24 protein-coding genes and 1 pseudogene are annotated in these 22,930 nt (G+C 71.4%); 10 read left to right on the top strand and 15 right to left on the bottom strand.

Going from position 1 to position 22,930, the window contains the following annotated elements:
- Window positions 1–49 precede the first annotated feature (49 nt).
- Both ACH4XV_RS38250 and ACH4XV_RS38245 read left to right on the top strand, forming a co-directional pair.
- Entirely contained in the window at window positions 50–871 is an 822-nt protein-coding gene (locus ACH4XV_RS38250) for a phosphatase (protein WP_395797451.1), read from the top strand.
- Window positions 872–1,134: 263 nt separating this feature from the next.
- The gene (locus ACH4XV_RS38245) at window positions 1,135–2,043 is read left to right on the top strand and encodes an alkaline phosphatase family protein (protein WP_395797449.1); all 909 of its coding nucleotides are present in this window, start codon (window positions 1,135–1,137) and stop codon (window positions 2,041–2,043) included.
- Window positions 2,044–2,329: 286 nt separating this feature from the next.
- Here the strand turns inward: ACH4XV_RS38245 and ACH4XV_RS38240 are convergent, their stop codons facing one another.
- The gene (locus ACH4XV_RS38240; protein ID WP_395797447.1) at window positions 2,330–2,767 is read right to left on the bottom strand and encodes a DUF5997 family protein; all 438 of its coding nucleotides are present in this window, start codon (window positions 2,765–2,767) and stop codon (window positions 2,330–2,332) included.
- A 58-nt stretch (window positions 2,768–2,825) separates the two neighbouring features.
- Here ACH4XV_RS38240 and ACH4XV_RS38235 point away from each other — a divergent pair, with 58 nt between their 5' ends.
- Window positions 2,826–3,638, top strand: a complete 813-nt coding sequence (locus ACH4XV_RS38235) for a LysR family substrate-binding domain-containing protein (protein ID WP_395797445.1) — start codon at window positions 2,826–2,828, stop codon at window positions 3,636–3,638.
- A 21-nt stretch (window positions 3,639–3,659) separates the two neighbouring features.
- Here ACH4XV_RS38235 and ACH4XV_RS38230 read toward each other — a convergent pair whose 3' ends face one another.
- From ACH4XV_RS38230 to ACH4XV_RS38215, 4 genes and pseudogenes are all read right to left on the bottom strand, one after another.
- A complete protein-coding gene (locus tag ACH4XV_RS38230) occupies window positions 3,660–4,298 on the bottom strand; it encodes a hemerythrin domain-containing protein (RefSeq protein WP_395797443.1) in 639 nt (212 codons plus the stop codon).
- A gap of 76 nt (window positions 4,299–4,374) precedes the next feature.
- Window positions 4,375–6,057, bottom strand: a complete 1,683-nt coding sequence (locus ACH4XV_RS38225; RefSeq protein ID WP_395797567.1) for a cytochrome bc complex cytochrome b subunit — start codon at window positions 6,055–6,057, stop codon at window positions 4,375–4,377.
- Between the two features lie 260 nt (window positions 6,058–6,317).
- Window positions 6,318–7,589, bottom strand: a complete 1,272-nt coding sequence (locus ACH4XV_RS38220; RefSeq protein WP_395797441.1) for an LCP family protein — start codon at window positions 7,587–7,589, stop codon at window positions 6,318–6,320.
- Between the two features lie 199 nt (window positions 7,590–7,788).
- A pseudogene (locus ACH4XV_RS38215) lies at window positions 7,789–8,184 on the bottom strand (DUF885 family protein); the annotation flags it as partial.
- 177 nt (window positions 8,185–8,361) lie between these two features.
- Here ACH4XV_RS38215 and ACH4XV_RS38210 point away from each other — a divergent pair.
- The 5 genes from ACH4XV_RS38210 to ACH4XV_RS38190 all read left to right on the top strand — a co-directional run bounded on the left by ACH4XV_RS38210 (window position 8,362) and on the right by ACH4XV_RS38190 (window position 11,449).
- Window positions 8,362–8,976, top strand: a complete 615-nt coding sequence (locus tag ACH4XV_RS38210; protein WP_395797565.1) for an aminotransferase class I/II-fold pyridoxal phosphate-dependent enzyme — start codon at window positions 8,362–8,364, stop codon at window positions 8,974–8,976.
- 191 nt (window positions 8,977–9,167) lie between these two features.
- Window positions 9,168–9,485: a helix-turn-helix domain-containing protein gene (locus ACH4XV_RS38205; protein ID WP_107504196.1), complete on the top strand. Its 318-nt coding sequence runs from the start codon at window positions 9,168–9,170 to the stop codon at window positions 9,483–9,485.
- Window positions 9,482–9,988 (top strand): hypothetical protein, encoded by a 507-nt coding sequence (locus ACH4XV_RS38200; protein ID WP_395797439.1) that lies wholly within the window; start codon window positions 9,482–9,484, stop codon window positions 9,986–9,988. The genes ACH4XV_RS38205 and ACH4XV_RS38200 overlap by 4 nt, the downstream gene beginning before the upstream one ends.
- Window positions 9,989–10,193: 205 nt before the next feature.
- On the top strand, window positions 10,194–11,144 hold the full coding sequence (locus tag ACH4XV_RS38195; RefSeq protein WP_395797437.1) for an alpha/beta fold hydrolase: 951 nt from the start codon (window positions 10,194–10,196) through the stop codon (window positions 11,142–11,144).
- A 119-nt stretch (window positions 11,145–11,263) separates the two neighbouring features.
- A complete protein-coding gene (locus ACH4XV_RS38190) occupies window positions 11,264–11,449 on the top strand; it encodes a YegP family protein (RefSeq protein ID WP_395797435.1) in 186 nt (61 codons plus the stop codon).
- A gap of 233 nt (window positions 11,450–11,682) precedes the next feature.
- Here the strand turns inward: ACH4XV_RS38190 and ACH4XV_RS38185 are convergent, their stop codons facing one another.
- The 7 genes from ACH4XV_RS38185 to ACH4XV_RS38155 form a co-directional block, all read right to left on the bottom strand.
- Window positions 11,683–12,870 carry a hypothetical protein gene (locus ACH4XV_RS38185; RefSeq protein WP_395797434.1) on the bottom strand — a complete coding sequence of 396 codons (1,188 nt, stop codon included), beginning with the start codon at window positions 12,868–12,870 and terminating at the stop codon, window positions 11,683–11,685.
- Window positions 12,871–12,877: 7 nt separating this feature from the next.
- Window positions 12,878–13,396 carry a SigE family RNA polymerase sigma factor gene (locus ACH4XV_RS38180; protein ID WP_395797432.1) on the bottom strand — a complete coding sequence of 173 codons (519 nt, stop codon included), beginning with the start codon at window positions 13,394–13,396 and terminating at the stop codon, window positions 12,878–12,880.
- Between the two features lie 103 nt (window positions 13,397–13,499).
- Complete coding sequence (locus ACH4XV_RS38175) at window positions 13,500–15,302, bottom strand: glycosyl transferase (protein WP_395797430.1); 1,803 nt, start codon at window positions 15,300–15,302, stop codon at window positions 13,500–13,502.
- Window positions 15,299–15,997: a glycosyltransferase gene (locus tag ACH4XV_RS38170; protein ID WP_395797428.1), complete on the bottom strand. Its 699-nt coding sequence runs from the start codon at window positions 15,995–15,997 to the stop codon at window positions 15,299–15,301. Before ACH4XV_RS38170 ends, ACH4XV_RS38175 begins: the two co-directional genes overlap by 4 nt.
- Window positions 15,998–16,173: 176 nt before the next feature.
- Window positions 16,174–16,401: a hypothetical protein gene (locus tag ACH4XV_RS38165; protein WP_395797426.1), complete on the bottom strand. Its 228-nt coding sequence runs from the start codon at window positions 16,399–16,401 to the stop codon at window positions 16,174–16,176.
- Window positions 16,402–16,492: 91 nt separating this feature from the next.
- A complete protein-coding gene (locus tag ACH4XV_RS38160) occupies window positions 16,493–16,675 on the bottom strand; it encodes a hypothetical protein (RefSeq protein ID WP_395797424.1) in 183 nt (60 codons plus the stop codon).
- A gap of 700 nt (window positions 16,676–17,375) precedes the next feature.
- Entirely contained in the window at window positions 17,376–17,702 is a 327-nt protein-coding gene (locus tag ACH4XV_RS38155; RefSeq protein WP_395797422.1) for a hypothetical protein, read from the bottom strand.
- A gap of 199 nt (window positions 17,703–17,901) precedes the next feature.
- On the opposite strand from ACH4XV_RS38155, the gene ACH4XV_RS38150 reads away from it, so the two are divergent.
- Together ACH4XV_RS38150 and ACH4XV_RS38145 are read left to right on the top strand one after the other, a co-directional pair.
- Window positions 17,902–19,149 carry a sensor histidine kinase gene (locus ACH4XV_RS38150; protein ID WP_395797420.1) on the top strand — a complete coding sequence of 416 codons (1,248 nt, stop codon included), beginning with the start codon at window positions 17,902–17,904 and terminating at the stop codon, window positions 19,147–19,149.
- A 1,357-nt stretch (window positions 19,150–20,506) separates the two neighbouring features.
- Window positions 20,507–20,956, top strand: a complete 450-nt coding sequence (locus ACH4XV_RS38145) for a phospholipase (protein WP_395797418.1) — start codon at window positions 20,507–20,509, stop codon at window positions 20,954–20,956.
- A gap of 61 nt (window positions 20,957–21,017) precedes the next feature.
- Here ACH4XV_RS38145 and tsaA read toward each other — a convergent pair whose 3' ends face one another.
- The 3 genes from tsaA to ACH4XV_RS38130 all read right to left on the bottom strand — a co-directional run bounded on the left by tsaA (window position 21,018) and on the right by ACH4XV_RS38130 (window position 22,761).
- Window positions 21,018–21,464, bottom strand: a complete 447-nt coding sequence (gene tsaA / locus ACH4XV_RS38140; RefSeq protein WP_395797416.1) for a tRNA (N6-threonylcarbamoyladenosine(37)-N6)-methyltransferase TrmO — start codon at window positions 21,462–21,464, stop codon at window positions 21,018–21,020.
- 132 nt (window positions 21,465–21,596) lie between these two features.
- Window positions 21,597–21,950: a hypothetical protein gene (locus tag ACH4XV_RS38135; protein WP_395797413.1), complete on the bottom strand. Its 354-nt coding sequence runs from the start codon at window positions 21,948–21,950 to the stop codon at window positions 21,597–21,599.
- A 148-nt stretch (window positions 21,951–22,098) separates the two neighbouring features.
- Window positions 22,099–22,761, bottom strand: a complete 663-nt coding sequence (locus ACH4XV_RS38130) for a TetR/AcrR family transcriptional regulator (protein WP_395797411.1) — start codon at window positions 22,759–22,761, stop codon at window positions 22,099–22,101.
- Window positions 22,762–22,930: the final 169 nt, after the last annotated feature.

The raw sequence follows: 22,930 nt of genomic DNA, 5'->3' as shown, positions 1-22,930 counted from the left end.
GGTGGGGGCGCCGGCCACCGGGTGGTTGTCGTGTGCGCACAATGGCGGCATGACGACGCCGAACATCCCACCGTCGCCCGACGAGTTGCTCCGGCACCTGGTCGCGACCCGCATCGCGGGCCCGATCGCCACCCCACGAGAGGTCAACCTCCGGCACTACGCCGAACTGGTCCGCGGAAACCTGCGTTTTTGGCTCGGCCTGGACCTGGGCGACCGCTGGAAGACCGAGGAGGACGTGCTCGCCGTGATGGCCGAGCGCGCGGGCGTGGACCCGAACCCCGCCCACCGCACCGGCCAGGACACCATCGACCCCGAGCTGACCCTGGCCGCCCTCGACCGGATGGCCGCCGTACTGCGCGACGCCGCGGCCCGCCGACTGCACGTCCTCGTCGCCACCGGCCACCCCGGCGGCCTGCTCGACGTACACCGCGCCATCGCCGAGTCGCTGACCGCGGCCGGCGCCACCGTCATCGACATCCCGCGCGACCTGCGCACCACCGAGGGGGACGACGAAACCTGGGGCGACGTCCGCCAGTTCGGCGGCGTCGCGGTCCTGGAGCGCGGGGCCACCCTGTGGCACACGCACGCCCCGCAACCGATGAGCGCGATCCTGGACGCGCTCGCGGAGAGCGGCCGACCCCGCCCCGACCTCGTGGTCGCCGACCACGGCTGGGCCGGCCGCGCCGGGCAACAGGGCATCCCGACCGTCGCGTTCGCCGACAGCAACGACCCGGCGCTGTTCCTCGGCGAGGCCGAGGGGACCGTCACGGTGACCGTCCCGCTGGACGACCACGTCGTCGACGCCCGCGACTACGCCCCGATGACCGCCTACCTCCTGGCCGCCGCCGGTCTGTCCGGCGAGGCCCGCTGACCACACCGATCCGCCGACCGACCGGCCCGGGACACCATCGTGTCCCGGGCCGCCGTCGTTCCCCGCGCCGTCGTCACGAGTCCGGTCCGACCGGGTGCGCCGCACGGTGATCGACGTTCGATCGACGTTCCATCGACGGGTTGGCGACCGGCGGCCGGTGGTTCGTTCGCACGAACTTCACGTTCGGGATTCTCCCGGGCGAACCCGATGATTCCCTAGCGTCTGGGATGCACCATCGAGCACGCGGTATTCCACTCACTCCGATGTCACAGGAGACAACCGTGTCCGACTGGTCCGTACCCCGACGCAGAGACCGCGTCCGCAACCGCGCCCTGCCGGCCCTCGCCGCAGCCCTGGTCGCCGCCTGGGCCTTCGTCGCCGGCGCGCCCACCGCGCGGGCGGCGGGCAGCGTACCCACTCCCGACCACACCATCGTCGTGGTCTTCGAGAACCACGGCTACAGCCAGGTCATCGGCAGTTCGAGCGCGCCGTACATCAACTCGCTGAAGACCGGCGGCGCCAACCTCAGCCAGTTCTACGCCGAGACCCACCCCAGCCAGCCCAACTACCTGGCGATGTTCTCCGGTTCCACCCAGGGCATCACGGACGACAGTTGTTACACCCCCGGCTTCAGCTCCGCTCCCAACCTCGGCTCGGAACTGATCGCGGTCGGCGCGACCTGGGCGAGCTACAACGAGTCGTTGCCCAGCCAGGGTTCGACCGTGTGCTCCAGCGGACAGTACGCGCGCAAGCACAACCCCTGGTTCGCCTTCTCCAACGTGCCGACCTCCACCGCGATGACCTTCGCGCAGTTCCCGACGAACTTCACCACCCTGCCCAAGGTTTCCTTCGTGGTCCCGAACCTGTGCAACGACATGCACGATTGTTCGGTGAGCACGGGTGACACCTGGTTGCAGAACAAGCTCGGCGCCTACGCCACCTGGGCCAAGACGCACAACAGCCTCCTGGTGGTCACCTTCGACGAGGACAACCGGCTGAGCGGCAACCGCATCGCCACCGTCCTGTACGGACAGCAGGTGGTCGCGGGCAGTTCGAGCGCCACCACCTACAACCACTACAACCTGCTCCGCACGATCGAGGACATGTACGGCACCTCGCACGCCGGACAGGCTGGATCCGCCACCGACATCACCGGGATCTGGGTCCCCTGACGTGTATGTAGCGGACAGTCGCGGTACTGCCCCGCCGGACGCCGCCCGGAGCCCCCGCTCCGGGCGGCGTTCCGGCCTCGCCCCCTCTGCGCGCTGCCGGGCGACTACGGGGCGGATCTGTAAACGCGCTGCCGGCGGACGGGTCGGGGGCGCCCCGGCGGTTGACGACGGCGGCGGTGGCGCCGGCATATCCGGGCTGACCGGGCCGCCGAGGATGGAGCGGGTCGCCCGGGGCGGGCCGGGCGACCGTCGGGGGCTGGGCCGGGCCGGACTCGGCCGAGCCGGGTCAGGAGCGGGGGCGGCGGGCCGAGGCGGGGCGCGCGGCGGGTCGCTCCTGCTCCTTGGCCTCCCTGGCCTGGTTCTTCTCCTTGATCCGGACCGCTTCCTTGCGGACGTCGGCCTGGACGGCGCGCTCGTGGAGCAGCCACTCCGGGCCCTCCTCCTTCAGCGCGTCGATCTGCTCGGTGGTCAGCGCCTCGGTGATCCCGCCGCGCGCGAGCCCGGCGATGGACACGCCCAGCTTCGCCGCGACCACGGGCCGGGGGTGCGGACCGGCGGCGCGCAGCTCGCGCAGCCACTCCGGCGGGTCGGCCTGAAGTGCGTTCAGTTCGTCGCGGGAGACGACACCTTCCCGGAACTCGGCGGGGGTGGCCTCGAGGTATACGCCCAGCTTCTTCGCCGCGGTCGCGGGCTTCATCGTCTGGGTGGTCTTGTGCGACGTCATGGGGTCAAGAGTAGCGACCGTGTGCGGTGCCGCCGATCATGGCCGGTAACCTGACGTGGTGACAGGCGCGGAAACACCCTCTTCGTTCCGGCTCGCCTACGTTCCGGGGGTGACCCCCGCCAAATGGGTGCGGATCTGGAACGAGCGGCTGCCCGACGTGTCCCTGGCGTTGCTCGCGGTGACCGCCGCCGAGGCGGCCGAGGCGCTGCGGAGCGGTGGTGCCGATGCGGGTCTGGTGCGGTTGCCGATGGATCGGACCGGGCTGAACACGATCCCCATGTACACCGAGACCACCGTGGTCGTGGTCCCCAAGGACCACGACGTGACGGCGGTCGACGAGGTCTCCGTCGAGGACCTGGCCGACTTCGTGCTGCTGCACCCGCTGGACGACCCGCTCGACTGGACCGCCGGCCCGCCCGGCGTGCCGGCCAAGGAGCGGCCGGCGACCACGGCGGACGCGATCGAGCTGGTGGCGGCCGGGGTGGGGCTGCTGATCGTCCCGCAGTCGTTGGCCCGACTGCACCACCGCAAGGACCTGACATATCGACCGCTGGCCGGAGCCGGCGAGACCGTCGACGAGGCCGCCGAAACCGCCGAGGTGCCGCAGTCGCGGGTCGCGCTGGCCTGGCCGGAGGGTGAGCCCTCCGAGCTGATGGAGGAGTTCATCGGGATCGTCCGGGGACGGACGGTGAACAGCTCGCGCGGACGTACGCCCACCCCGCCACAGCCCAAGTCGGCGAAGGCGGCCGCCAAACGCCCCGACGCACGCCGCAAGCCGGGAGGCGTCGGCGGCGGCGCGACCGGCCGGGGCGCACGTGGCGGCCCGGGCTCCGGCAAGACCGGCAAACGCGGCAAGCCCCGCGGCCGCTGACCGCGCCGTCGCCCGTCCGCCTCACCAGCGCACGTGCCTCGGGCGCAGGAGCCGGTGGGTCAGGCGGACAGCGGGTGGGAACACGTGGCGGATTGCGAGTTCGCGATCGGCGGGTACGCCTTTTACCAGCCAGGACAGGAACTCCGCGCCCTCGACCAGGTAGAGCGGTTGTCGCTGGGCCACGTCGAAGTGGGCCCATTCATGGGGCGTGATCAGCATCGAGATCAACGGGAGCAGGGTCGAGTCCTCGAAGTCGAGGTGTGCGGTGAGGGCGGTGTCCAACTGCGTCACATATTCGAACGTGCGGCTCGCCGGCCCGCGTCCGGTCAGGCAGTCGTCGATGGTGGCCACCAGTTCGTCCAGTCGGTGGTGCTCTTCCGCCATCACCGCCGTCAGCCGGTGCAACGGAGACCCTCGGCCGGACGCCTCGCGCAGCACCGGCCACAGCGTGGCGTCCTCGGCCCGGTGGTGCAGGGTGAGGTAGTGCCGGAACCGGTTCCACCCGGGGCCGGCCACCGGTATGCAGGTCCGCGCCCATTCGACCAGGTCGGCCAGGTCCCGGCGCAGCGCGTGGTGGACCGCGTGGATCAGCAGCGGATCGGGGCGCGGACCGTCGGCGGTACGGCCGCGATGTGAACGGGACGGGACGGTCCAGGGCATGCCGGATCTCCTCGGGGCGGCGGTGTGGGCGGCGAGGTGCGCGGGGGCGGCCTGCGGGAGGGGCCGCCCCCGCCGGTCAGGAGTGTTCGTGGTGGTGTCCGGGCCCCTCGGCCAGTTCCCGGAACTCCTCGGGCGTGGCCTTGGCGATCGGCTCGGCGAAGTACCAGTGCGACATCCGCACCCGCAACTTCTGCGAGCGGGTGACCTGGCGGGCCACGCCGTTCTCGTCCACGGCCGGGACCAGGGCGTACGGCCTGGGCTGCTCGTGCGCCGTGAGGCCGTGCCGCAGTGCGGGGTCGAGCGGTTCGTGGACCTCGATGTACTCGCCGTGCGGGAGCTTCTTGATCACACCCGTCTCGCGGCCGTGCAGGACCTTGTCCCGGTCGCGGCGCTCGAGGCCCTTGCAGATGCGTACGGTGGCCAGGTAGGCGAGGACCGGGGCGATCAGGAACGCGAAGCGGCCGATCCAGGTGATGGTGTTGATCGACAGGTGGAAGTGGGTGGCGATCACGTCATTGCCGCCGCAGATCCACAACACGCCGTAGGCGACGATCCAGCCGACGCCCAAGCCGGTGCGGACCGGCATGTTGCGCGGCCGGTCCAGGATGTGGTGTTCGCGCTTGTCGCCGGTGATCCAGCTCTCCACCCACGGGTACGCGGCGATGAAGGTGAACAGCACACCCGGGATGATCAGGGACGGGATCAGCACGTTGAAGCTGAGCGTGTGGCCCCAGACGCTCCACTCCCAGTTGGGCATGATGCGCAGGGCGCCCTCGATGAAGCCGATGTACCAGTCGGGTTGCGAACCAGCGGTGATCTGGCCGGGGTTGTAGGGGCCGTAGGACCAGATCGGGTTGATCTGCGCCAGGCCGCCCAGGAGCGCGGTGACGCCGAAGACCAGGAAGAAGAAGCCGCCCGCCTTGGCCGCGTAGACCGGCATGAACGGCGCGCCGACCACGTTCTTCTCGGTCCGGCCCGGGCCGACGAACTGGGTGTGTTTTTGGTACCAGACCAGGGTCAGGTGCACCGTGACCAGGCCGACCATGATCGCCGGGATCAGCAGGACATGGATCGTGAACAGGCGCGGCACGATGTCGTCGCCCGGGAACTCCCCGCCGAACAGGAAGAATTGCAGGTAGGTACCGACGAGCGGGATGGCCAGACAGACGCCCTCGGCGATCCGCAGACCCGTGCCGGAGAGCAGGTCGTCGGGGAGTGAGTAGCCGGTGAAGCCGTTGACCATGGCCAGCACCAGCAGGAGGAAGCCGAACAGCCAGTTGAGGTCCCGGGGTTTGCGGAACGCGCCGGTGAAGAAGATCCGGAACATGTGCACGAACAGCGCGGCGATGAAGATCAGCGCGGCCCAGTGGTGGACCTGACGGATCATCAGGCCGCCGCGCGTGTCGAAGCTGATGTCGAGGGTCGAGGCGTATGCCTGGGACATGTGGATGCCCTGGAGCGGCACATAGGAGCCGTCGTAGACGACCTCGGTCATGCTCGGCTTGAAGAACAGCGTGAGGAAGACGCCGGTCAGCAGCAGGACGATGAAGCTGTACAGGGCGATCTCGCCGAGCATGAACGTCCAGTGGTCCGGAAAGACCTTGCGCAGGTGTCTCTTGGTCGCGCCGTAGATGCCCAGCCGGCTGTCGATGGCGTCGGCGAACCGGACGCCCGGGCCGTCCGGGACGGGGAGTCGGGTGTTCTCCCCGCCCTTGGCCGAACCGGCGTGCGGCCCGGCGTCGTTGCCCCCTGCGCTTATGCCCCCTGCGCTCATGCGCGACGTCCCTCTCGTCCTCGATTCGCGGTGCGGGGCGCGGCGGCCGGTGCGAGCCGGGTGGATGTCCCGGAGCGGTCCGGGCCGCGCGTCCTCGGCTATATGACGGGGGTCGCGGCGAAAGTGTGACTCGTCGGGCGGGATTCGACGGTTGCGCAAGTGAGAAACGGGGGTTTTGGGGTTGGGAGCCCAGGGTCCGGGGCTCGGGGCTCAGGGTTCAGGGCTCAGGGCTTGGGGCTTGGGGCTCAGCCGAAGGAGAGGTTGGAGCACGGGTCGTCGTCGGCGGAGCGGACCTTGTCGACGACCGATGCCGGTGGGGGCGCGGGTGTCGAGGTGCTGGTGGGCGTGGTGGGCGTGGTGGGATTGGTGGTCGGGGGTGGCTCGCCGGCGAAGGTGCGGCCGAGTGTGATGGTGGGGTCCGGGGACTTGCCGCCCGCGTCCTCGCCGTCGACGGTGCGGTCGGCGCGCAGCGCGCTCCACAGGATGTCGGCCCGGGGGCGGACGATCGCGACCCGTTCGCCCTGGTAACGCCACGGCACCGTGACGAACTTGGTGTTGTGCAGGTCGATGTCGCGCAGGGACATCGCGAACGAGGTCAGCTTCTGTACCGACCCGAGGCCCGGGTCGACGGTAAGCGCCTTGGTGGCCGCGTCGGCGAGCGGGAACAGGGTCGTGGGATCGAGGCCCTTGCCCTTGACCCGGGTGATCAGCGCGGCGACGAACGCCTGTTGGCGGCGGATGCGGCCGATGTCGGAGCCGTCGCCGAGGCCGTGCCGGATGCGTACGTAGTCGAGCGCCTTTCTGCCGGAGACCGTCTGGCGGCCTTTGGCGAACAGCAGTTCGCCGCGAGCGTGGAGGTTGGGGTTCAGGTCGCCCGTGTACACGTCGGTGGGTACGCAGACATCCACGCCGCCGACCGCCGAGGTCATCTTGGCGAAGCCGGCGAAGTCGATCACGACGGTGTGGTCGACGCGCAGGCCGGTCAGCTTCTCGACGGTGTTCTGCGTACAGGCGGGGTTGCCCCGGGTGGTGTCGCCCACGGAGAAGGCCGCGTTGAACATGGTGTTGGTCTTGGGCCCGGTCCAGGAGCCGTCGGGCAGTCGGCACGGGGGTATCTCCACGAGCGCGTCGCGCGGGATCGAGACAGCCACCGCGTGTCTGCGGTCGGCGTACACGTGGAGGAGGAACGCGGTGTCCGAGCGGCCGATGTCGCCCTGTCCGCCGCCGTACGCGTCGTTGCCGTCGGCGCGCGAGTCGGAGCCGATCACCAGCACGTTCCGGCCGCCGGTCTCCTCGGGGCGGTCGGGGGAGACGCCGTCGGCGGAGAAGGTTCGGATGTTGCCGTTGAGCCGGAGATAGATCCAGCCGGCGCCGGCCACCAGGAGGATGACGAGGGAGAGGGCGATGCCGCCGAGTCGGCGGCGCCTGCGGGGGCGGCGGGTGCGGGGTGTCTCGGTGGATATCCCGGGCGGCGGCCCCGACTCGGGCCTTGCGCCCGACCTGTGACTTCCCGACATCGCGCGACCTCGTCCCGATGGTTCGTTCGAGGCGAAGTGATCGGCCCCGACTGTTGTTTCTATAGTTGCGCAATATAGCAACTGTTGTACGCCGGGTGGGTGGGGGCGGGTCGGCCGAGCTTTCAGCCTCGGTCGAGGGCGGCGTCCAGGAGGCCGAGTGGCGGTGCGCCCAGGTTCGGCATCGCGGCGCGTGGAAGCGGGGCAGGGTGAACGCCGATCCCCAGCGGGCGCGCGCCCGTTCGCGCAGGTCCAGGACGGCGAACCTGCCCCACGTGTACCGGCCGTAGGTGGGGTCGAACAGGCCGCGCCGAGCCTCGTGCAGGGCGGCGGGGCCGGCGAGTGCCACGTCCTCGGTGAACCGGCGGGCCGCGTCCTCGACGGTCATCGCGCCGGTGTGCAGGCCGATCGCGCAGGCGAAGCGGATGACCCGGCGCAGCGCGTCCTGCGCGACGGCGATCGCGAACGCCGGATCGGTGCGGAAGCCCTCCTCCAGGGCCCTCTCCTCGCAGTAGTGCGCCCATCCCTCGATGAACGCCTCGGAGAGCACGGTGCGCCGGACCGCGCTGCCGGCGCGGCGCATGGCTCGGCCGTGGCTGAGGTGTCCCGGAGGCCACCTCGGGCACCACCATGTCGGCCATCAGGTTGCGGCTGAAGCCGGTACGCAGCCACTGGTCGCGCTCGGTCGCGGACCAGTCGGCGAGCGGGAGGCTGACGTGGAAGCGGCCGGGCGCGTCCGCCTCGTTCGCGGCGTCCCAGGTCGCGCCGCCGCCGGATCGCCGAACCGGCCGCCGAGCACCGGGTCACCGTACTGGAGGACAGCGCGCACGCGGCCGCCGCCGCTCCCGGCGAGGTGCCGGCGCCGATCGCGGCCCATGCCGGGGGCGGGTCGGTCCTCACCGTGGGGTGGTTGTCCAAAGCGGTCTGGAGCGGGTTGCGGATCGGCTGGGTACGCGCGCCGCGCACGGTGATCGAACCGCTGGCCCGGCTCAAGGCCGGGTCCGACCTGAGCACGCCGCTGCTCGACCAGGCACTGGCGGCCCGGCTGCTTCCCGAACCGCCCGCCCTGAGCGCCTCGCGCGCGGCGCTGCGCCGGGCCCGACTCGACACCGCGCGGCGACTGTTCGCCGAGGCGCTGCCGACGTGGCGCGTACACCCGCCGACCGGCGGCTCCGTATTGTGGATCGAACTCCCGCCGCCCGGCACCGACGCCCGAATCTTCGCCCAGATCGCCCTGCGCCACGGCATCGAGGTCGTCCCTGGCGCCGCCATGGATGCCACCGGCACCCACGACACCTTCCTACGTGTCCTCTTCGCCTTCGACCCAGAGGCCCTACACGAGGTCACCACCCGCCTGACCAAAGCCTGGACCGCGTCGAACCCCCTGTGACCCCAACAACCAATCCCCACCCGGCAACAGCTCCGGCCCCCGCTCCGCGCCGCCCCTGGTCCGTGGTCGGCTTCAACTGCGCCTCCGGGGCGTGGGGTTGCTTTCGCTGTTCGGGCAACTTTCCCGCAGAGAGGGATGATTGTGTTGCGTCGGATCTACCGTTCCCGCAACTCGCGTTCTACCCTGCCGGAATGAGGCATGTGGCGCCTGGGGCGCGTGAGACCAGAACGGCGGAGCGGATATCGACCCCGACCGCCGACGAACCCATCCGGATGATCGTGGCGCGCAACGTGCGCATGCTCGCCCGGCGCGACGGCTACACCGACGGGGCCATCGGCGAGGCACTGGGCCACGGCCGCTCCTGGGCGTGGCGTCGGTTCACCGGCGAACTGCCCTTCGACCTCAACGACGTGGAGCGCCTGGCCGAACTGTTCCAGGTCGACCCGGCACACCTCCTCGCCCCCGCGCACACGTGGGCGCCCGACCCGTCCCGGAGGGCGGTCTCATGAGCACCGAACGCCGCCCGAGCAGCCGCCGCAACCGCGTCGACAGCAAGCACCGCATCGAGCGGGCCGCCGCCCGCCGCGCCACGCGCCACAACAACGGGGCGTCCGTGCCCGCGATGTCCTCGGAGGTGATCGAGGCCGCGCTGTACCGGGCCGCCGAAGGCGACTTCGCGGCGCAGGCGACCACGTACATCCTCACCGAGGAGGGCTCCTTCGTCCGCCGCCCCGACCTGTACGCGGTGTGTCTGGACTGGTCCGACGACGGCCGCTACGCGTCGGTGCGGTGGGAGACGCTGCGCGAGGTGGTCACCGCGCCCGATGGGCCGTATCCCGACGGGGCGTTGCGCACCATCCTGCTCCTGTGTTGCTCGCTGCACGACGACGGCCCGGCCCCGCTGTCCCGCCTGGCCTCGCTCGACACCACCAACGCCCGCATCGTCTCCCGAGGCGTACACATCGCCACCGGCGCCCTCCCGTTGCGCCAGGCCCTGGGCAACACCCCCTGACCGGTCGCGGCGACCGCCCGAGCGCAGGCCGCCGCCACCCGTAGCGGTTCGACCCCCGCCCTTTCGGCGGGGGCGACCGAACAACAGTGGTTGCATATTAAAACCAGCTCTCCTATGGTCATGGTGGTTGCAAGTTGCCACCATTCGGAATGCGGACGGACGGACCGACCGACCGTACGACGGTACGACCGAGGAGACCCCCGAGATGATCGCCGCCGACGAGACCTTCCTGGGCAGCTATCCCTTCGCGCCGCACCACAGTTCGGCGCCCGGATTCCGGATGCACTACGTGGACGAAGGGGCCGGCCCGGTCGTGCTGTGCCTGCACGGCGAACCCACGTGGGGCTACCTGTTCCGCGACCTGATCCGCCGCCTCTCGACCGACCATCGCGTCGTCGTACCGGACCACATGGGCTTCGGCAAGAGCGAGACCCCGTCCACCCGTTCGTACCGGCTCCAGGACCACGTCGACAACCTGGAGGCGCTGGTCCTCGATCTCGACCTGACCGACATCACCCTGGTCATGCACGACTTCGGCGGCCCGGTCGGCATGGGTCTGGCGGCCCGGCACCCGGACCGGATCGCGCGGGTCGTCGCCGTGAACGCGCCGACGCCGTTCGGGCAGGAGGACCTGGGCGCGGTACTGGCCGCCAACGCCGCCGAGTCGCCCTGGTTTCGCTGGATCGCCCGCGCGCACGCCGACGGCACGCTCGAACAGGTGCTGGGCGCCCTGGACTTCACCATCCTCAGCACGCTCGCGCTGAACGGGTTCGAGGACCCCCGGATCATCTCCCCGACCTGGATCGAGGCGTACGGCTCGGCCTTCCGCACCCCCGACGAATGCGTCGGCGCGATCGGCTGGGCCCGGGGCTTCGCCACCGGCGCGCATACGTTCGAGACGCCGACCGCCCAGGCCCGGGCCCGGCTGGCCGACACTCCCGCGCTCGCCATCTGGGGCACCGCAGACCGGACCCTGGCAGCCGCCCACTTCCTCCCGCTGTTCCGCGCCGCTTTCCCCCGGGGCCTGATCACCGAGCTGCCGGGGGTGGGCCACTACAGCCACGAGGACGCCCCCGAGACGATCGCCGCGCTGATCCGGCAATTCCTCGCCGGCACCGCCGCCGACGTGCTCCGGGGATGGTCGGGAGCCGCCTGACGCGACGCGGCGACCACGCGGCGGCCCGCCTTCCGACATCCGCCGCCCGTGCAAGATGCCCTCGGCGCAGGGGAGCGGGACCATGGTGGGGAGGGCGACATGAGCGGGAGGTGTGTGCCATGGCCGCCAAGTTCGAGTTGTACACCGACAAGGCAGGCAAGTTCAGATTCCGCCTGAAGGCCGGCAACGGGCAGATCATCGCCGTCGGCGAGGCATACGAGACGCGTGCGGCGTGCATGAACGGGATCGAGTCGATCAAGCGCAACGCCGCCGACGCCAAGGTCGTCGAACTCGCCCACGCCTGAGCCGACGTCCAGGCCCGGCCGGCGACCGACGCGGGCCGGGACCGATGTCCGTCGTGGCATCGGTTCCCGGCCTGCGGTCGAGCGTTGTTCGGCGCCGTATCCACCGGGCGGGCGATCGTCGAAACCTTCAAACGTGAAGGCCCGATGCCGCAACCGCGCCGCCGACGCTGAGCCGGGCGCGCGTCGCGGCCCGCTCCGCCCCGGCCTCGCCCTCGCCGTCGAATCGGTGTGATTCAGCGGGCCGACCCCGTCGACGCGGACGTGGAGGTGGTGGGGGAGCCGGAGGTGTCGGAGGTGTTGGGGATGTAGGGGGTGCCGCCGCCGGTGGGGTTTCGGGTGGAGGTGGCGGCGCCGTCCAGGTTGCCGGCCGTGCCGGTCGTCGAGGTCGGCGATCCCGACGCCGAGGCGGGTGGGGATGTGGTCGGGGCCGCCGCGGTGGACGCGCCATCGGAGGGGATCAGGGTCGGCTGGATGGAGGCGGTGTCGAGCAGTCGGATCGCCGCCAGCAACGCGCGCAGGCGGTTCGCCTCGATCGCGGGTTCGGACTCGGCGAACGCGCCGTCGGCTCGGGAGATGCGGTCGGGACGCACGTCGTGCGCGCCCGGCGTGGCGCCGATGCCCACCACGAACGAGGCCGGGTCGCCGCCCTCCGCGTTCGGCGGATCGGTCGTGCCGAAGCGCAGCGCGTACAGCGAGGACTTCTCCGGCGCCATCGGCGCGATCACCGCCACCACGTGCTCCCCGCTCGCCAGCGCCCCCGCGTCCAGGGTCAGCGGGACGCGCACCGGTACCCGGGCGTCGGGAAGCACACTCTCCGCGATGTGCCGGACCCGTTCGGCCTCGGCGGCCGGGCCGGTGAGCGAGACCACGGCCCACGCGTCCCGGGTCCACTGCCAGGCCAGTTCGAGCCGGCCGTCGACCGGGGTCGGCCCGATCAGCCACACGGCCGGACGCTCCCGGACCGACGGCGCGGTGGAACCCGCCGCGCTCGCCATCGCCGGGAACCGCCCCGCCGCGTACATCGTCACCGTCGCCCGCGTGGCCGCCAACTCCGGCGCGGCCCCCGGCTTCTCCGGCCCCAGCGTCACCCGCTGGCGAAAGCGGCCCGTCTCGTAGGACACCGGCGTGTATCCGCCCGCCGAGCCGACCCGGAAGACCCGCTCGCGCACGTCGAAGCCGCCCCCGGCGGCCGGCCCGAAGCGCCCGTCGCGCGACGGCGTCGCGAGCACCACCGTCACCAGCGCGATCATCGCTACCGCGACCGCGCCGCCGACCACGGCCAGTACCCGGCGGGCCCGCACCGTTCGGCGACCGTCGCGGATCGCGCGCGCCACGAACACGCCCGGTTCGTCGGACCCGACCGGCGGCGTCTCGCGCAACGCGGCCAGCAGTCGGGCGCCCTCGTACTCCTCGGTGTCCATCGCCCGCCTACACCCCTTCCCATCGGGCCACGACGGGCCCGTCCAGCAGTGTGCGCAGGCGCGCGAGGCCCAACGCGGTCTGGCTCTTCACCGTGCCCTGCGAGCAGTTCAGGATCTCGGCCACCTCGGCGACCGGCAGATCGCACAGGAACCGCAACACCAGCACGACCCGCTGCCTGGGCGGCACCCGGGACAGCGCGATCCGCACCGCGTCGCGCGTCTCCACGTCGGGTCCCGGCGGCGCGGCGGGCAGCGGGATGTCCTGCGGCGCGCCGACCAGGCGTACCCGGGCCCAGGCCAGCCGGCGCTCGTTGAGGAACGCGCGTACCAGCATGCGGTGCACGTAGCGGTCGAGGTCGTCCGCGGCACTGGCGCGCCGCCAGTGCACGTACAGGCGCGTGATGGTGTTCTGCACGATGTCGTCCGCCCGGTCCGGGTCCCCGCACAACAGGCGGGCGACCCGGCGCAGCGCGGGCAGCCGGGCGGACACGTACTCCGTGTACGCGTGCTCGTCGCTCGCCCGCACCCGATTGCCCTCCCTCGCCCAACCGCCGATGCCGGCGCCTCCCGGGGACCGTATCGACTCCGGGTCGGCCGCGATTCCCCCGGTCCGACGCGCCGCCACCCGCTCAGCCGGCACCGGCCGCACCCCCGTTCCGGGCGTCCACAGCCCGGCCGTTCCCACCGCGGACGTCCCACACCCACACGCCGCCGGTCTGCCGGCTCGGCCCGAGCAGCAGTTCGAGCGTCGACCACAGCGCGTTCTCCTGGTAGTGCGGGCCGAGCACCACCACGTCCGCGTGCCAGAAGGCGAGGTCGGCGCGGGCCTGGGCGCGGTCCTGCTCGGTCACCTCCGGAACCTTGCCACTGTCGCGCACCTCGCGCAGCAGGTTCGAGGTCGGCCGGGTGACCGCGCCGTACCCGCCGAGCCGGTCCGGCCCGAACGGGCCGACGAAGTAGCCCTCGGCGAGCGGGAAGCCGAGGTCGGCGTCGACCTGCCAGCTCAGCGCGCGGGCGTCGGACGGATCGGGCAGCGGCACCGTCACGATGGCCCGGCCCGACCCCACGTATCGGCGCCAGGTGCCGTCGGTGAAGAACGCGGGCGTCGCCTCGCGGGGCTGGGTGGTCAGCGGTTGCGGCAGCAGCGGCACCAGTGCCTGGAGCGCGGCCACGCACCACAGCAGCCGGATCCGGCGATCGCGGGTACGGGTGGCGGCCTGCGCGCCGAGCGCGAGCAGCATGCCGAACGCGGGCACGCAGACCATGGTGAATCGGCTCTCCAACACCGATTCGTACAGCGGGAGTTGCCCGAGCCACCGCCACGGCCCGTCGATTCCGGTGGGTTCGCCGTTCAGGACGATCTCCGGGCCCAGGGAGAACAGCGCGGCGCCGACGAGCACGACCGCGAGCGCCTTGGCGAGCGCGGTGCGCCACAGCGCGACGACGAGGGCGAGGGCGAGCAGGAGCAGCGGCCAGCCGAAGAACGCGTTCTCCTCGGTGCGGTTCATCGACAGGCGCGAGGAGACGTCGATGTCGCCGGCGAGGGAGCGGTCGGCGTACGCGCTCAGCGCGGCGAGGTCGTTGCCCGCCGGGCCGTGCAGCAGATTGGTGTAGCTCTGCGGGCCGTTGAACTGCCACCACAGCGGATAGGCGACCAGCACCAGGCACAGCGCCGCGCCGATCGGGACACCACGGGCGAGCGGACGCAGCGCCGCGCGCGCCGCGGCGGGTTCGGCGCAGGCGTAGCCGATGGCGAACAGCGCGATCCCGGTGGAGGCGAGCAGCAGCGCCTCCTCGCCGAGGAAGATCTGATAGGTCGTCAGCAGGCCGAGCAGGATGCCGTCGCGGATCGGCCGCAGGCCGCCGGCCACCCGCAGCAACCGGTCGATGATCAGCGGGATCACGAACAACACGGCCAGGTTGGGGTGCGCGTTGGCGTGCGAGATCATCGGCGGGGCGAACGCGCAGAACGCGCCGCCCAGGGCCGCGGCCGGGCGCGAGACGTCCAGGTGACGCGAGATCAGGTAGTACCAGGCGGCGGCGGTCGCGGCGAGCCCGAAGGTCAGCACGATCGCCCAGGTCGCCGACGGCCCGAACAGCCAGGTGATCGGCGCGAGCGGGATGGACAGCCCCGGCATCGAGGTGTTCGCCATCAGATTGACGCCGTCGGGATGGTTCTGCAGCGTCGTGGTCAGCGGGTTCTCCCCGTGTGCGACGGCGCGCGCGGTGACCGCGAAGAACCACTCCCACTGGCGCTGGTCCTGACCGCTGTCCACCAGATAGCGCCCGCCGGGCCCGCCCCACCACAGGCCGCGGTACAGCAGCAGCGAGGCGGCCAGGAAGGCGCCGCACACCAGGGCGTCCAGGGTGCGTCCGGAGCGGGGGAGTGCGATCGCGCGGATCGGCGCGACGGACTCGCGCACCGCGGTCACGCGGCCCGTCCCGGGGGGAGCGGCATCCGCAATGGTTCCACGCCGGGGGTGCGGCCGGCGGCCGGCGCCGGGCCGTGCCGCAGCCGTACCCGGGCCAGGTCGGTGAGCACTTCCAGGCAGTGTCCGGGGCGCAGTTTGGAGCCGTCCTGGTGGGTCCAGGCCACCGGGACCTCGACGAAGCTCCAGCCGAACGCGAGGAAGAGCCGGAGCACTTCGATGTCGAAGGCCCACCCGTCCACGCTCGCGCGCGCGAACGCGGCCCGGGCCCGATCGCCCCGGAACAGCTTGAACCCGCACTGGGTGTCCACCGTTCCGGGCAGCACGACGGCTCGGATCAACCGACTCCCGACATCCGACAACACCCGGCGCACCGGCGGCCGGGCCACCGCGAACGCCGGCCCGCGCGAGCCGATCGCCGCGTCGAATCCGGCGTCCAGCGCGGCCTGGAGCAGGGCCAACTCGTCGATCGGGGTGGCCAGATCCGCGTCGCACAGCAGCACCCGGTCACCGCGCGTGGCCGCGACCCCGACCCGTACGGCATGCCCTTTGCCCCGATTGACCGGATGTCGCACCAGCCGCACCCGCGGCTCGTCGCGGGCCACCGCCGCGGCGACGGCGTACGTGTCGTCGGTGGATCCGTCGTCGGAGACGACCAGTTCCCACTCGCCTCCGACCTCCCGGAGATGATCGACCACCGCCGCCAGAGTCCCCGGCAACCGCCGTGACTCGTTGAACACGGGTATCACGACCGAGAGCCCGATCCCACAACCAGTTCGCTTCACACCACGATGACCACCCGGCTCCGGCATCACGTTGTGTGATGTGGACCACATCTTCCATCGCATGTCGACCGGACGCCCGCGCCGCGCCGTCAGCCGGTGGTCGAGCGCCGTCGATACCGCACACAGCCGCACGACTTGCCGTTGGGCACGAGCTCACCGACATCGAACTCGTCCCCGCCGCACGTGTTTCCGTGGTCCGCGGGCAGATGCCCGCAGTTTGCGCAGGTGTTCGGATCGGGCTTGACCAGCGCGATGAAGACGCCGAACAACACGAGCGGCGTGACGCCGATGACCAGGATGATCCAACCGTTGTGCATCGTGGCCCCTTTCGACGGTGGGCATCGCACGTGCGGCGGAGCCGGTGCGGCCTCGGTACACGTCCACCGGGCCGCACCGGCCCGAGGCCCGCTACCAGGTACCGGTCGCGCCGCCACCGCCGCTGGATCCGCCGCCGAACCCGCCGAACCCGCCGTCGGCATCGGCCGCGGCCGGGCCGGCGGCGAGCGCCAACATCGCGGTGATCCCGGCCACCGTCAGGGCCGTGACCTTGCACGCTCGGCCGAGACGCTTGCGAAGGGTCTTTGCAGTCACGAGAGAACTCCGCTCACTAGGGTCGGATCACGGTCCGAGGCCGGATCCGAGGGAGGGTTCCTTTCCGTCGTGCAGCCGTGCAGCCGTGCAGCCGTGCAGCCGTGCAGCCGTGCGGTCGTGCGGTCGTGCGGTCGTGCTCGTGCGGTCGTGCAGGAAGAGCATCGCAGCGCGCGTGGGTGAAAAGCAGCAGAGAATCCCCGCCTATACGCACCCGTGACCCATGCCCCGGGCGCCGCGCGGACCCCCGGAGGAGGCGTGCGCCGCGGTCACCGCAAAACCGGCCTCGGAAACCACCCTCGGCGCCGGCGGCCGATACGGCGGCCCGGTCGGGTCCCGAGGCGGTCCCGACGAGGACACCGACGGCGGCTTCGCCCACGGTGGTTGGCCGCATCCGTTCTTCGATCCGGAGGTGGTCGGCGGGGCCTTCGCGGACGCGGCCGGCAAGGCCGAGGCGCTGCTGTTCGGCCAGCGGACCTGGGTCACCATGGCGGGCGCCTGGCCGGAGCGGGCCGGTGACCCGTTCGCCGACCGGTTGAACGCGACGCCGATGTACCTGGTCTCCGACACGCTCGGCCCGGAACGACGTGACCTGGAACACACCGGCCGGTCGCCAAGCGTTGGCCGGGTCGGCCCCCGCGCCGGGCCGACTCCGTGTCGGGCCGGGCCCGGTGGGCCGGGCCGGGGATCGGTGCGCTCGGGGCTATCGCGTCGTGTAGTAGACGTATCCGCCGAGTCCGCCGATGAGGATCAGGTTGTACATGAAGATCTTGATCCGCGCGGCAGCCGAGATCGGCCCGCGCGGGGGAGTGTAGGCGGGGCCTCCGCCACCTCCGCCTCCGCCGCCGTGTCCCCCGGTGCCGTTGCAGTTCGGGCACGGCTGCATCTGCATGTTGCGACCGCTGCCGCCACAACCCCCACAGCCCATCCCGTCCTGCACCAGCGTGTTTTGGCCGGATCCGCCGCACCCGGAGCACATCGTCTCCATCGGCATCCAGCCGTTGCCGCCGCAACTCCCGCAGTACCCCACCCTGCCTCCTCGCGAAGATCCCCCGCGCCGAGCTTGCATGAGGAGTGCTCGGGGGTCAACGCAATCCGGATGAACTTCTGCACCGGGCCCGGAGCCGGCTGGAGGAGAGACGACCCCTACATGTGCGACCTCCGGAGTAGGGGAGCGCTCGCCGCACCGGATGACGCCGGTGCGGGCGCGGCGACCGTAACGTCCGGGTGTGCAAAAAATCTACGCCTGGCTGCGCGTGCATCCGCTCGTGGTGGATGTGCTGTACATGCTTCCGCTGCCGCTGCTGAGCGCCAGTCAGCAGAACGCCGACGACGCGCCGACCGGTCACGCCTGGACCTGGACGTGGGTCGTCGTCGCGGTGTTCTGCCTGGGCGCGGTGCTGCGCCGGGTCCACCCCCGGACCGCCTTCCTGGTGGTCGCGCTGGGCGGTGTGGGGCAGCTGTTCTTCACCGGGGCGATCTCCGCCGCGAGCTTCGCGGTACCGATGGTGTTGTACACGACGGCGAAGTGGGGCAGCCGGCGGCGGGCGCGGATCGCGCTCGTCGCCGTGTTCGTCGGGCCGGGACTCTACTTCGCGCGATGGGGTACCAACCTCGAACTCAGCGTGCGTGACGGCCTGTTCGGCTACTGCTTCATGGTGACCAGCCTCGGTATCGCGTGGGTCCTGGGCGACTCGATGCGTACCCGGCGGGCCTACTACGCCGAACTCGAGGAACGCGCGGCGCGCCTGGAGTTCGAACGGGACCAGCAGGCACAGATCGCGGCGGCGGCCGAACGCTCCAGGATCGCCCGCGAGTTGCACGACGTGGTGGCACACAACGTGTCGGTGATCGTGGTTCAGGCCGACGGTGCCGGACGGGCCATCGGCACCGCCCCGGACAAGGCCCGCGAGGCACTGGACACCATCGCCAGGACCGGCCGCGAGGCACTGGTGGAGATGCGCCGGCTGCTCGGCGTCCTGCGCGCGGAGAACGAGACCGAGGGCATGACCCCACAGCCGAACCTGGGCCACCTCGACGATCTTGTCGCCCAGGTCGGCCGCGCGGGGATGTCGGTGGACCTGACCGTCGAGGGGGTACCGGTCGACCCGTCCCGGACCGTCGCCCTGACCGCCTACCGCATCATCCAGGAGGCGCTGACCAACACCCGCAAACACGCCGGTCCGCAGGCCACCGCGAAGGTGCTGGTCAGATATCTGGAGCAGGCACTGGAGTTGCGTATCGGCGACGACGGGCGCGGCGCACAGGCACCGGGCGACGGAATGGGCCACGGGCTGATCGGCATGCGCGAACGGGTCGCGATGCTCGACGGGCGGTTGGACATCGGCCCGGATCCGAACGGTGGGTGGATGGTGTACGCCCTGCTGCCCTATGGCACGGCCGGGGACGGGGAGCGGACCGTGCCGACGCCGTCGACACCCGCCCGGCGGGCCGGGGCTCGGACGGGGGCGCACTGAGGGGGGCGGGCGCGGGGGGTGCCGGGCTCGTGCGGTTCGGCGCGGTGCCCGGGGTTGGCTGGGATACCGTCGCGGCAGGGTGTTTCACGGGCAGGCCGAACACGCAGATCGCGCTCAGTGCGGCGATCGCCGGGGTGGGCAAACAGCGGCGGCGCCAGGCGAGGGAATACCGCGTGAGCCGGCGGCGAGGAACAACGTGGGCCCCGTGTCGGTGACTTCGGCGGCGACCGAGGCGGCGAGCACGACGGCGAAGGCCGGGACCGGCCGGCGGCACGGCGACGCCGAGCACGAGCGACATCACGGCCCACCCAGACGGTTGGCCACGGTGGACGACGCCGAACGCTCCGGGTCGAAGCGACCGCCGCACCGGCCGTGCTGGGAGCCACGACCGCCTGCGAGGCGGACGGCCGCCTCGTCGTACACGGGATCGAATCGCCCGACATCGGCAACAGTCGCGGCGCGGTCGGGTGCCGGCCGCAAAGACCTTCGTGGTGCTCGGAGTTGCCCTGGTCGAGCAGCCGGTGGTCGGCTACATCGCCACCGGACTGCGCAAACACGGATTCGCCGTCGACGCTGCCGGGGACAGGCAAAGTGCCCACGATAAGGGGGAATTCACCCCATGTGACGTGGTGGTGTTGGATCGGGATCCGCCGATCGCGCCCGGTGGCGCCGTCTGTCGGCGGCTTGCCGCGTTGGGCACCTCGCGGATCCTGATGCTCATTGCGTCCGGTGCCGTTCGGGACCGGGTCGACGGGCTCACCCTCGGCGCGGACGACTACCCGGATCGGCGACCATGTATTCCTCCGCGTGACCAAGACCGGCTCGCCGACCGTTCGTTCGGGGCGGCGACACCCGCCGATCCGCCGACGGCGCCGGTCTGGGCCCATCGATCGTCCGCGCGATCGGCATGGTCCACGACGGCGACCCCACCCTCGCCGCCTGGGACGGCGGGTTGGACATCACCACCCGCTTCCCGGCCGCACGGGAGGCCCACCCCGACGAACCGCCGCCGTCGGCCGTCTCGTCGGCGGGACAGAGGCGGACGCGCGTAGCGTCGCCGTAGACCGGCCCGCAGCACGCCCACGACGGCACCCCGGCGGTGGCCAAGGTGTGGTGTGCGCAAGGGCTTCGGGCGAATCGGGTGTGCCCGGAGGATGAATTGTCATCCGAAGTCCGCCGAAGGCTGGACGGCAACCGCAGTCCTCCGGTGGGATGGCGTCCGTTCCCGCGTTCTCGGATCGCGTCTCGCGTCGCCGACCGGTCGAGGGGAGTTCGGAGTTCGGAGCTCGGCCGTACCACCTGCATCCCCTGCCCACGGCACTCCATACCGGGAGCGTCGGCATCCTGGAGGTATTCGATGCGTCGACTGTCCATGGCACTTGCCGCCACCGCGATGACGATCGGCGTCGGAGTCGGCGTCGCCACGCCGGTCCAGGCCGCTCCGGCGGACAAGCCGCAGGTGCTCTCCAATTGGACCCAGACCAGCGCCGCCAGTTACAACGCCTGGTGGTCCGCCCGGCAGAACCAGGGCGCCTGGGCCGCCTACAACTTCGACTGGTCCACCGACTACTGCAGCAAGTCGCCTGACAACCCGCTCGGCTTCCCGTTCCAGAACTCCTGTGCCCGGCACGACTTCGGATACCGCAACTACAAGGCGGCGGGCACCTTCGCCGCCAACAAGCCCCGGCTGGACAGCGCGCTGTACGAGGACCTCAAGCGGGTCTGCGCCCCCTACGGCGCGGTGGCCCGGGCGACCTGCAACAGCACGGCCTGGACCTACTACCAGGCGGTCAAGCTCCTCGGCTGAGGCCGTGGTCGAGCCGAGCCCCCGGGCCGGCGGCGGCAGCGTCGCCGGCCCGGGGGTGCGGTCAGCGCTCGCCGATGCCCCCCAATACCGGCTTGACGTCCACGATCGGGGTGCCGTCGAGCGCTTCGAGGTCGCGGACGCCCATCCGCAGTCCGTCGATCGTGGTGATGTGTACGCGGTGCAGACCGATCGGGTTGGGCCGATCCGGCGAGCGGGTGTCGAACACGCCCCGCACACGCGTGCGGGCGTCGCCGCGCGGGTGCACGGACAGCACGTCCCGGTCCGCCCGGTCGAGCCAGGTCAGCACCAGGACGTCCGTGCCGACCGCCAGGTCCCGGAGCCCGTCGGCCACGTCCGGCTCGAACACGAGCCATGCCTCCGGCGAACCTTCGTCCCCCTGCTTGGGCGCGGACGCCCGATCCAGCAGCGGGGACTCGACCCGGCCGATCGGCCGCAGCACATACTCGTCCCGACCGCTCTCCGGCCCCTGACGCGCGTCGTCGCTCATCGTTGCGCACCCTTCGTCGTCGATCCCACCCGGCGTTGCCACCTTGACCGATGCGGGACGGCGGATGTGACGAAGACCGTCGCCGAGACGCCGAGACGCCGAGACGCCGAGACGCCGAGATGCGGGGTCGGGTCAGCCGGCGACGTCGAAGAACACCGAGCGCACCTTCAGGTCGTCACGGGCGGGCTTGCCGTGCGGCTTCAGGCGCCACTCGGCGCCCGTGCAGTCGGCCCCCCGGTAGACGGTGACCCAGGAGTCGGTGTCGTTGTGCGGGCCGTAGCCGGGCGGGACGTCGTCCGAACCGACGCCGTACAGGTCGATGCACACGCCGCTGCGCGGGTCGTGCAGGGTGACCTGATGTTCCCGGCCGGCCTCGTCGACGTACTTGTAGTGGAACCCGCCCTCGGCGGCCAAGGAGGTTCCGGGCAGTGACAGGACCAGTGCCAGGGCGGCCACGGCGGCGCCGGCGGCATTACGGAGCTTCAAGGCGAATCCCTTCCAAAAGGTTACTTGGCAGACCTTAGAGGGAGTTCACGGAAAAGAAGCGGACATTTCGAAAGATCGCTTCGTGGTGTCCGGCGGGTCCGTGGCATGCGTGCCTTCCGTGGTGTGTGGGGGTGCGCCGACCGGGGGATCAGCCGGCGTCCGGGCGGGTCTGGGGGCGGTATCGGGCCAGGAACATGTCCACGCCGCCGGTGATCAGACGGGCCGTCAGGTCCGCGTCGGGCGCGGCGCCCGTGGAGCCGTACGCGATGTGCGGCATCAGCACCAGGCCGGACAGCTGGATCGCGGCCAAGGGCACGTCGTCGATGGCCAGTTCGCCGCGTTCGACCAGCCGGGTGAGCGCGGTGCGGACCACCACGTGGAAGCGGTCCGGGCCCAACTCCTGCCAGGTACGGCCCAGTTCGGGCAGGCGGGGCATCGAGCCCAGCACCACGTTGTGCAGCGCGAGCACCTCCGGGGTGGCGTGGCCGGCCACCCATGCCTCACAGATGGCGATCAGGTCGGCCCGTACGTCGGTGGAGGAGCCGAGGCGCTCCTCGATCAGGTGCATGGAGTCGACCAGCGCCCGATCGAGCATGTCGCCGACGATCGCGATGAACAGGGCCTCCTTGCTGCCGAAGTGGTTGTAGACGGTCACCTTGGCGACGCCGGCCTCGGCGGCGATGGTGTCCATGCCCACGCCGTAGCCGTCGCGCAGGAAGGCGTCGGTCGCCGCCTTCAGGATCGCCGCGCGCTTGCGTGCCGCGCGGTCACCCGAGGGGATGCGCTTGGGGGTCTGCTCGGCGGCCCACACGGTCGGCTCCTCTGCTCGTCGTCGCGTTCATGCGGTGCCGCGTTCCTTCGGCACGGTGCGTGAACGCCGGATCGTTACTCAGTCTAATCAATTCTGAACCGTACAGATCGGTTCAACTGAACTGCACTGTTGAGTTCATGTGAACTGCACTGTATGGTTTGGTTCATCG

Origin of the sequence: Embleya sp. NPDC020630, assembly GCF_044334985.1 — a bacterium.
GTDB lineage: Bacteria > Actinomycetota > Actinomycetes > Streptomycetales > Streptomycetaceae > Embleya.
This window is presented reverse-complemented; position numbering and strand designations above follow the sequence as displayed.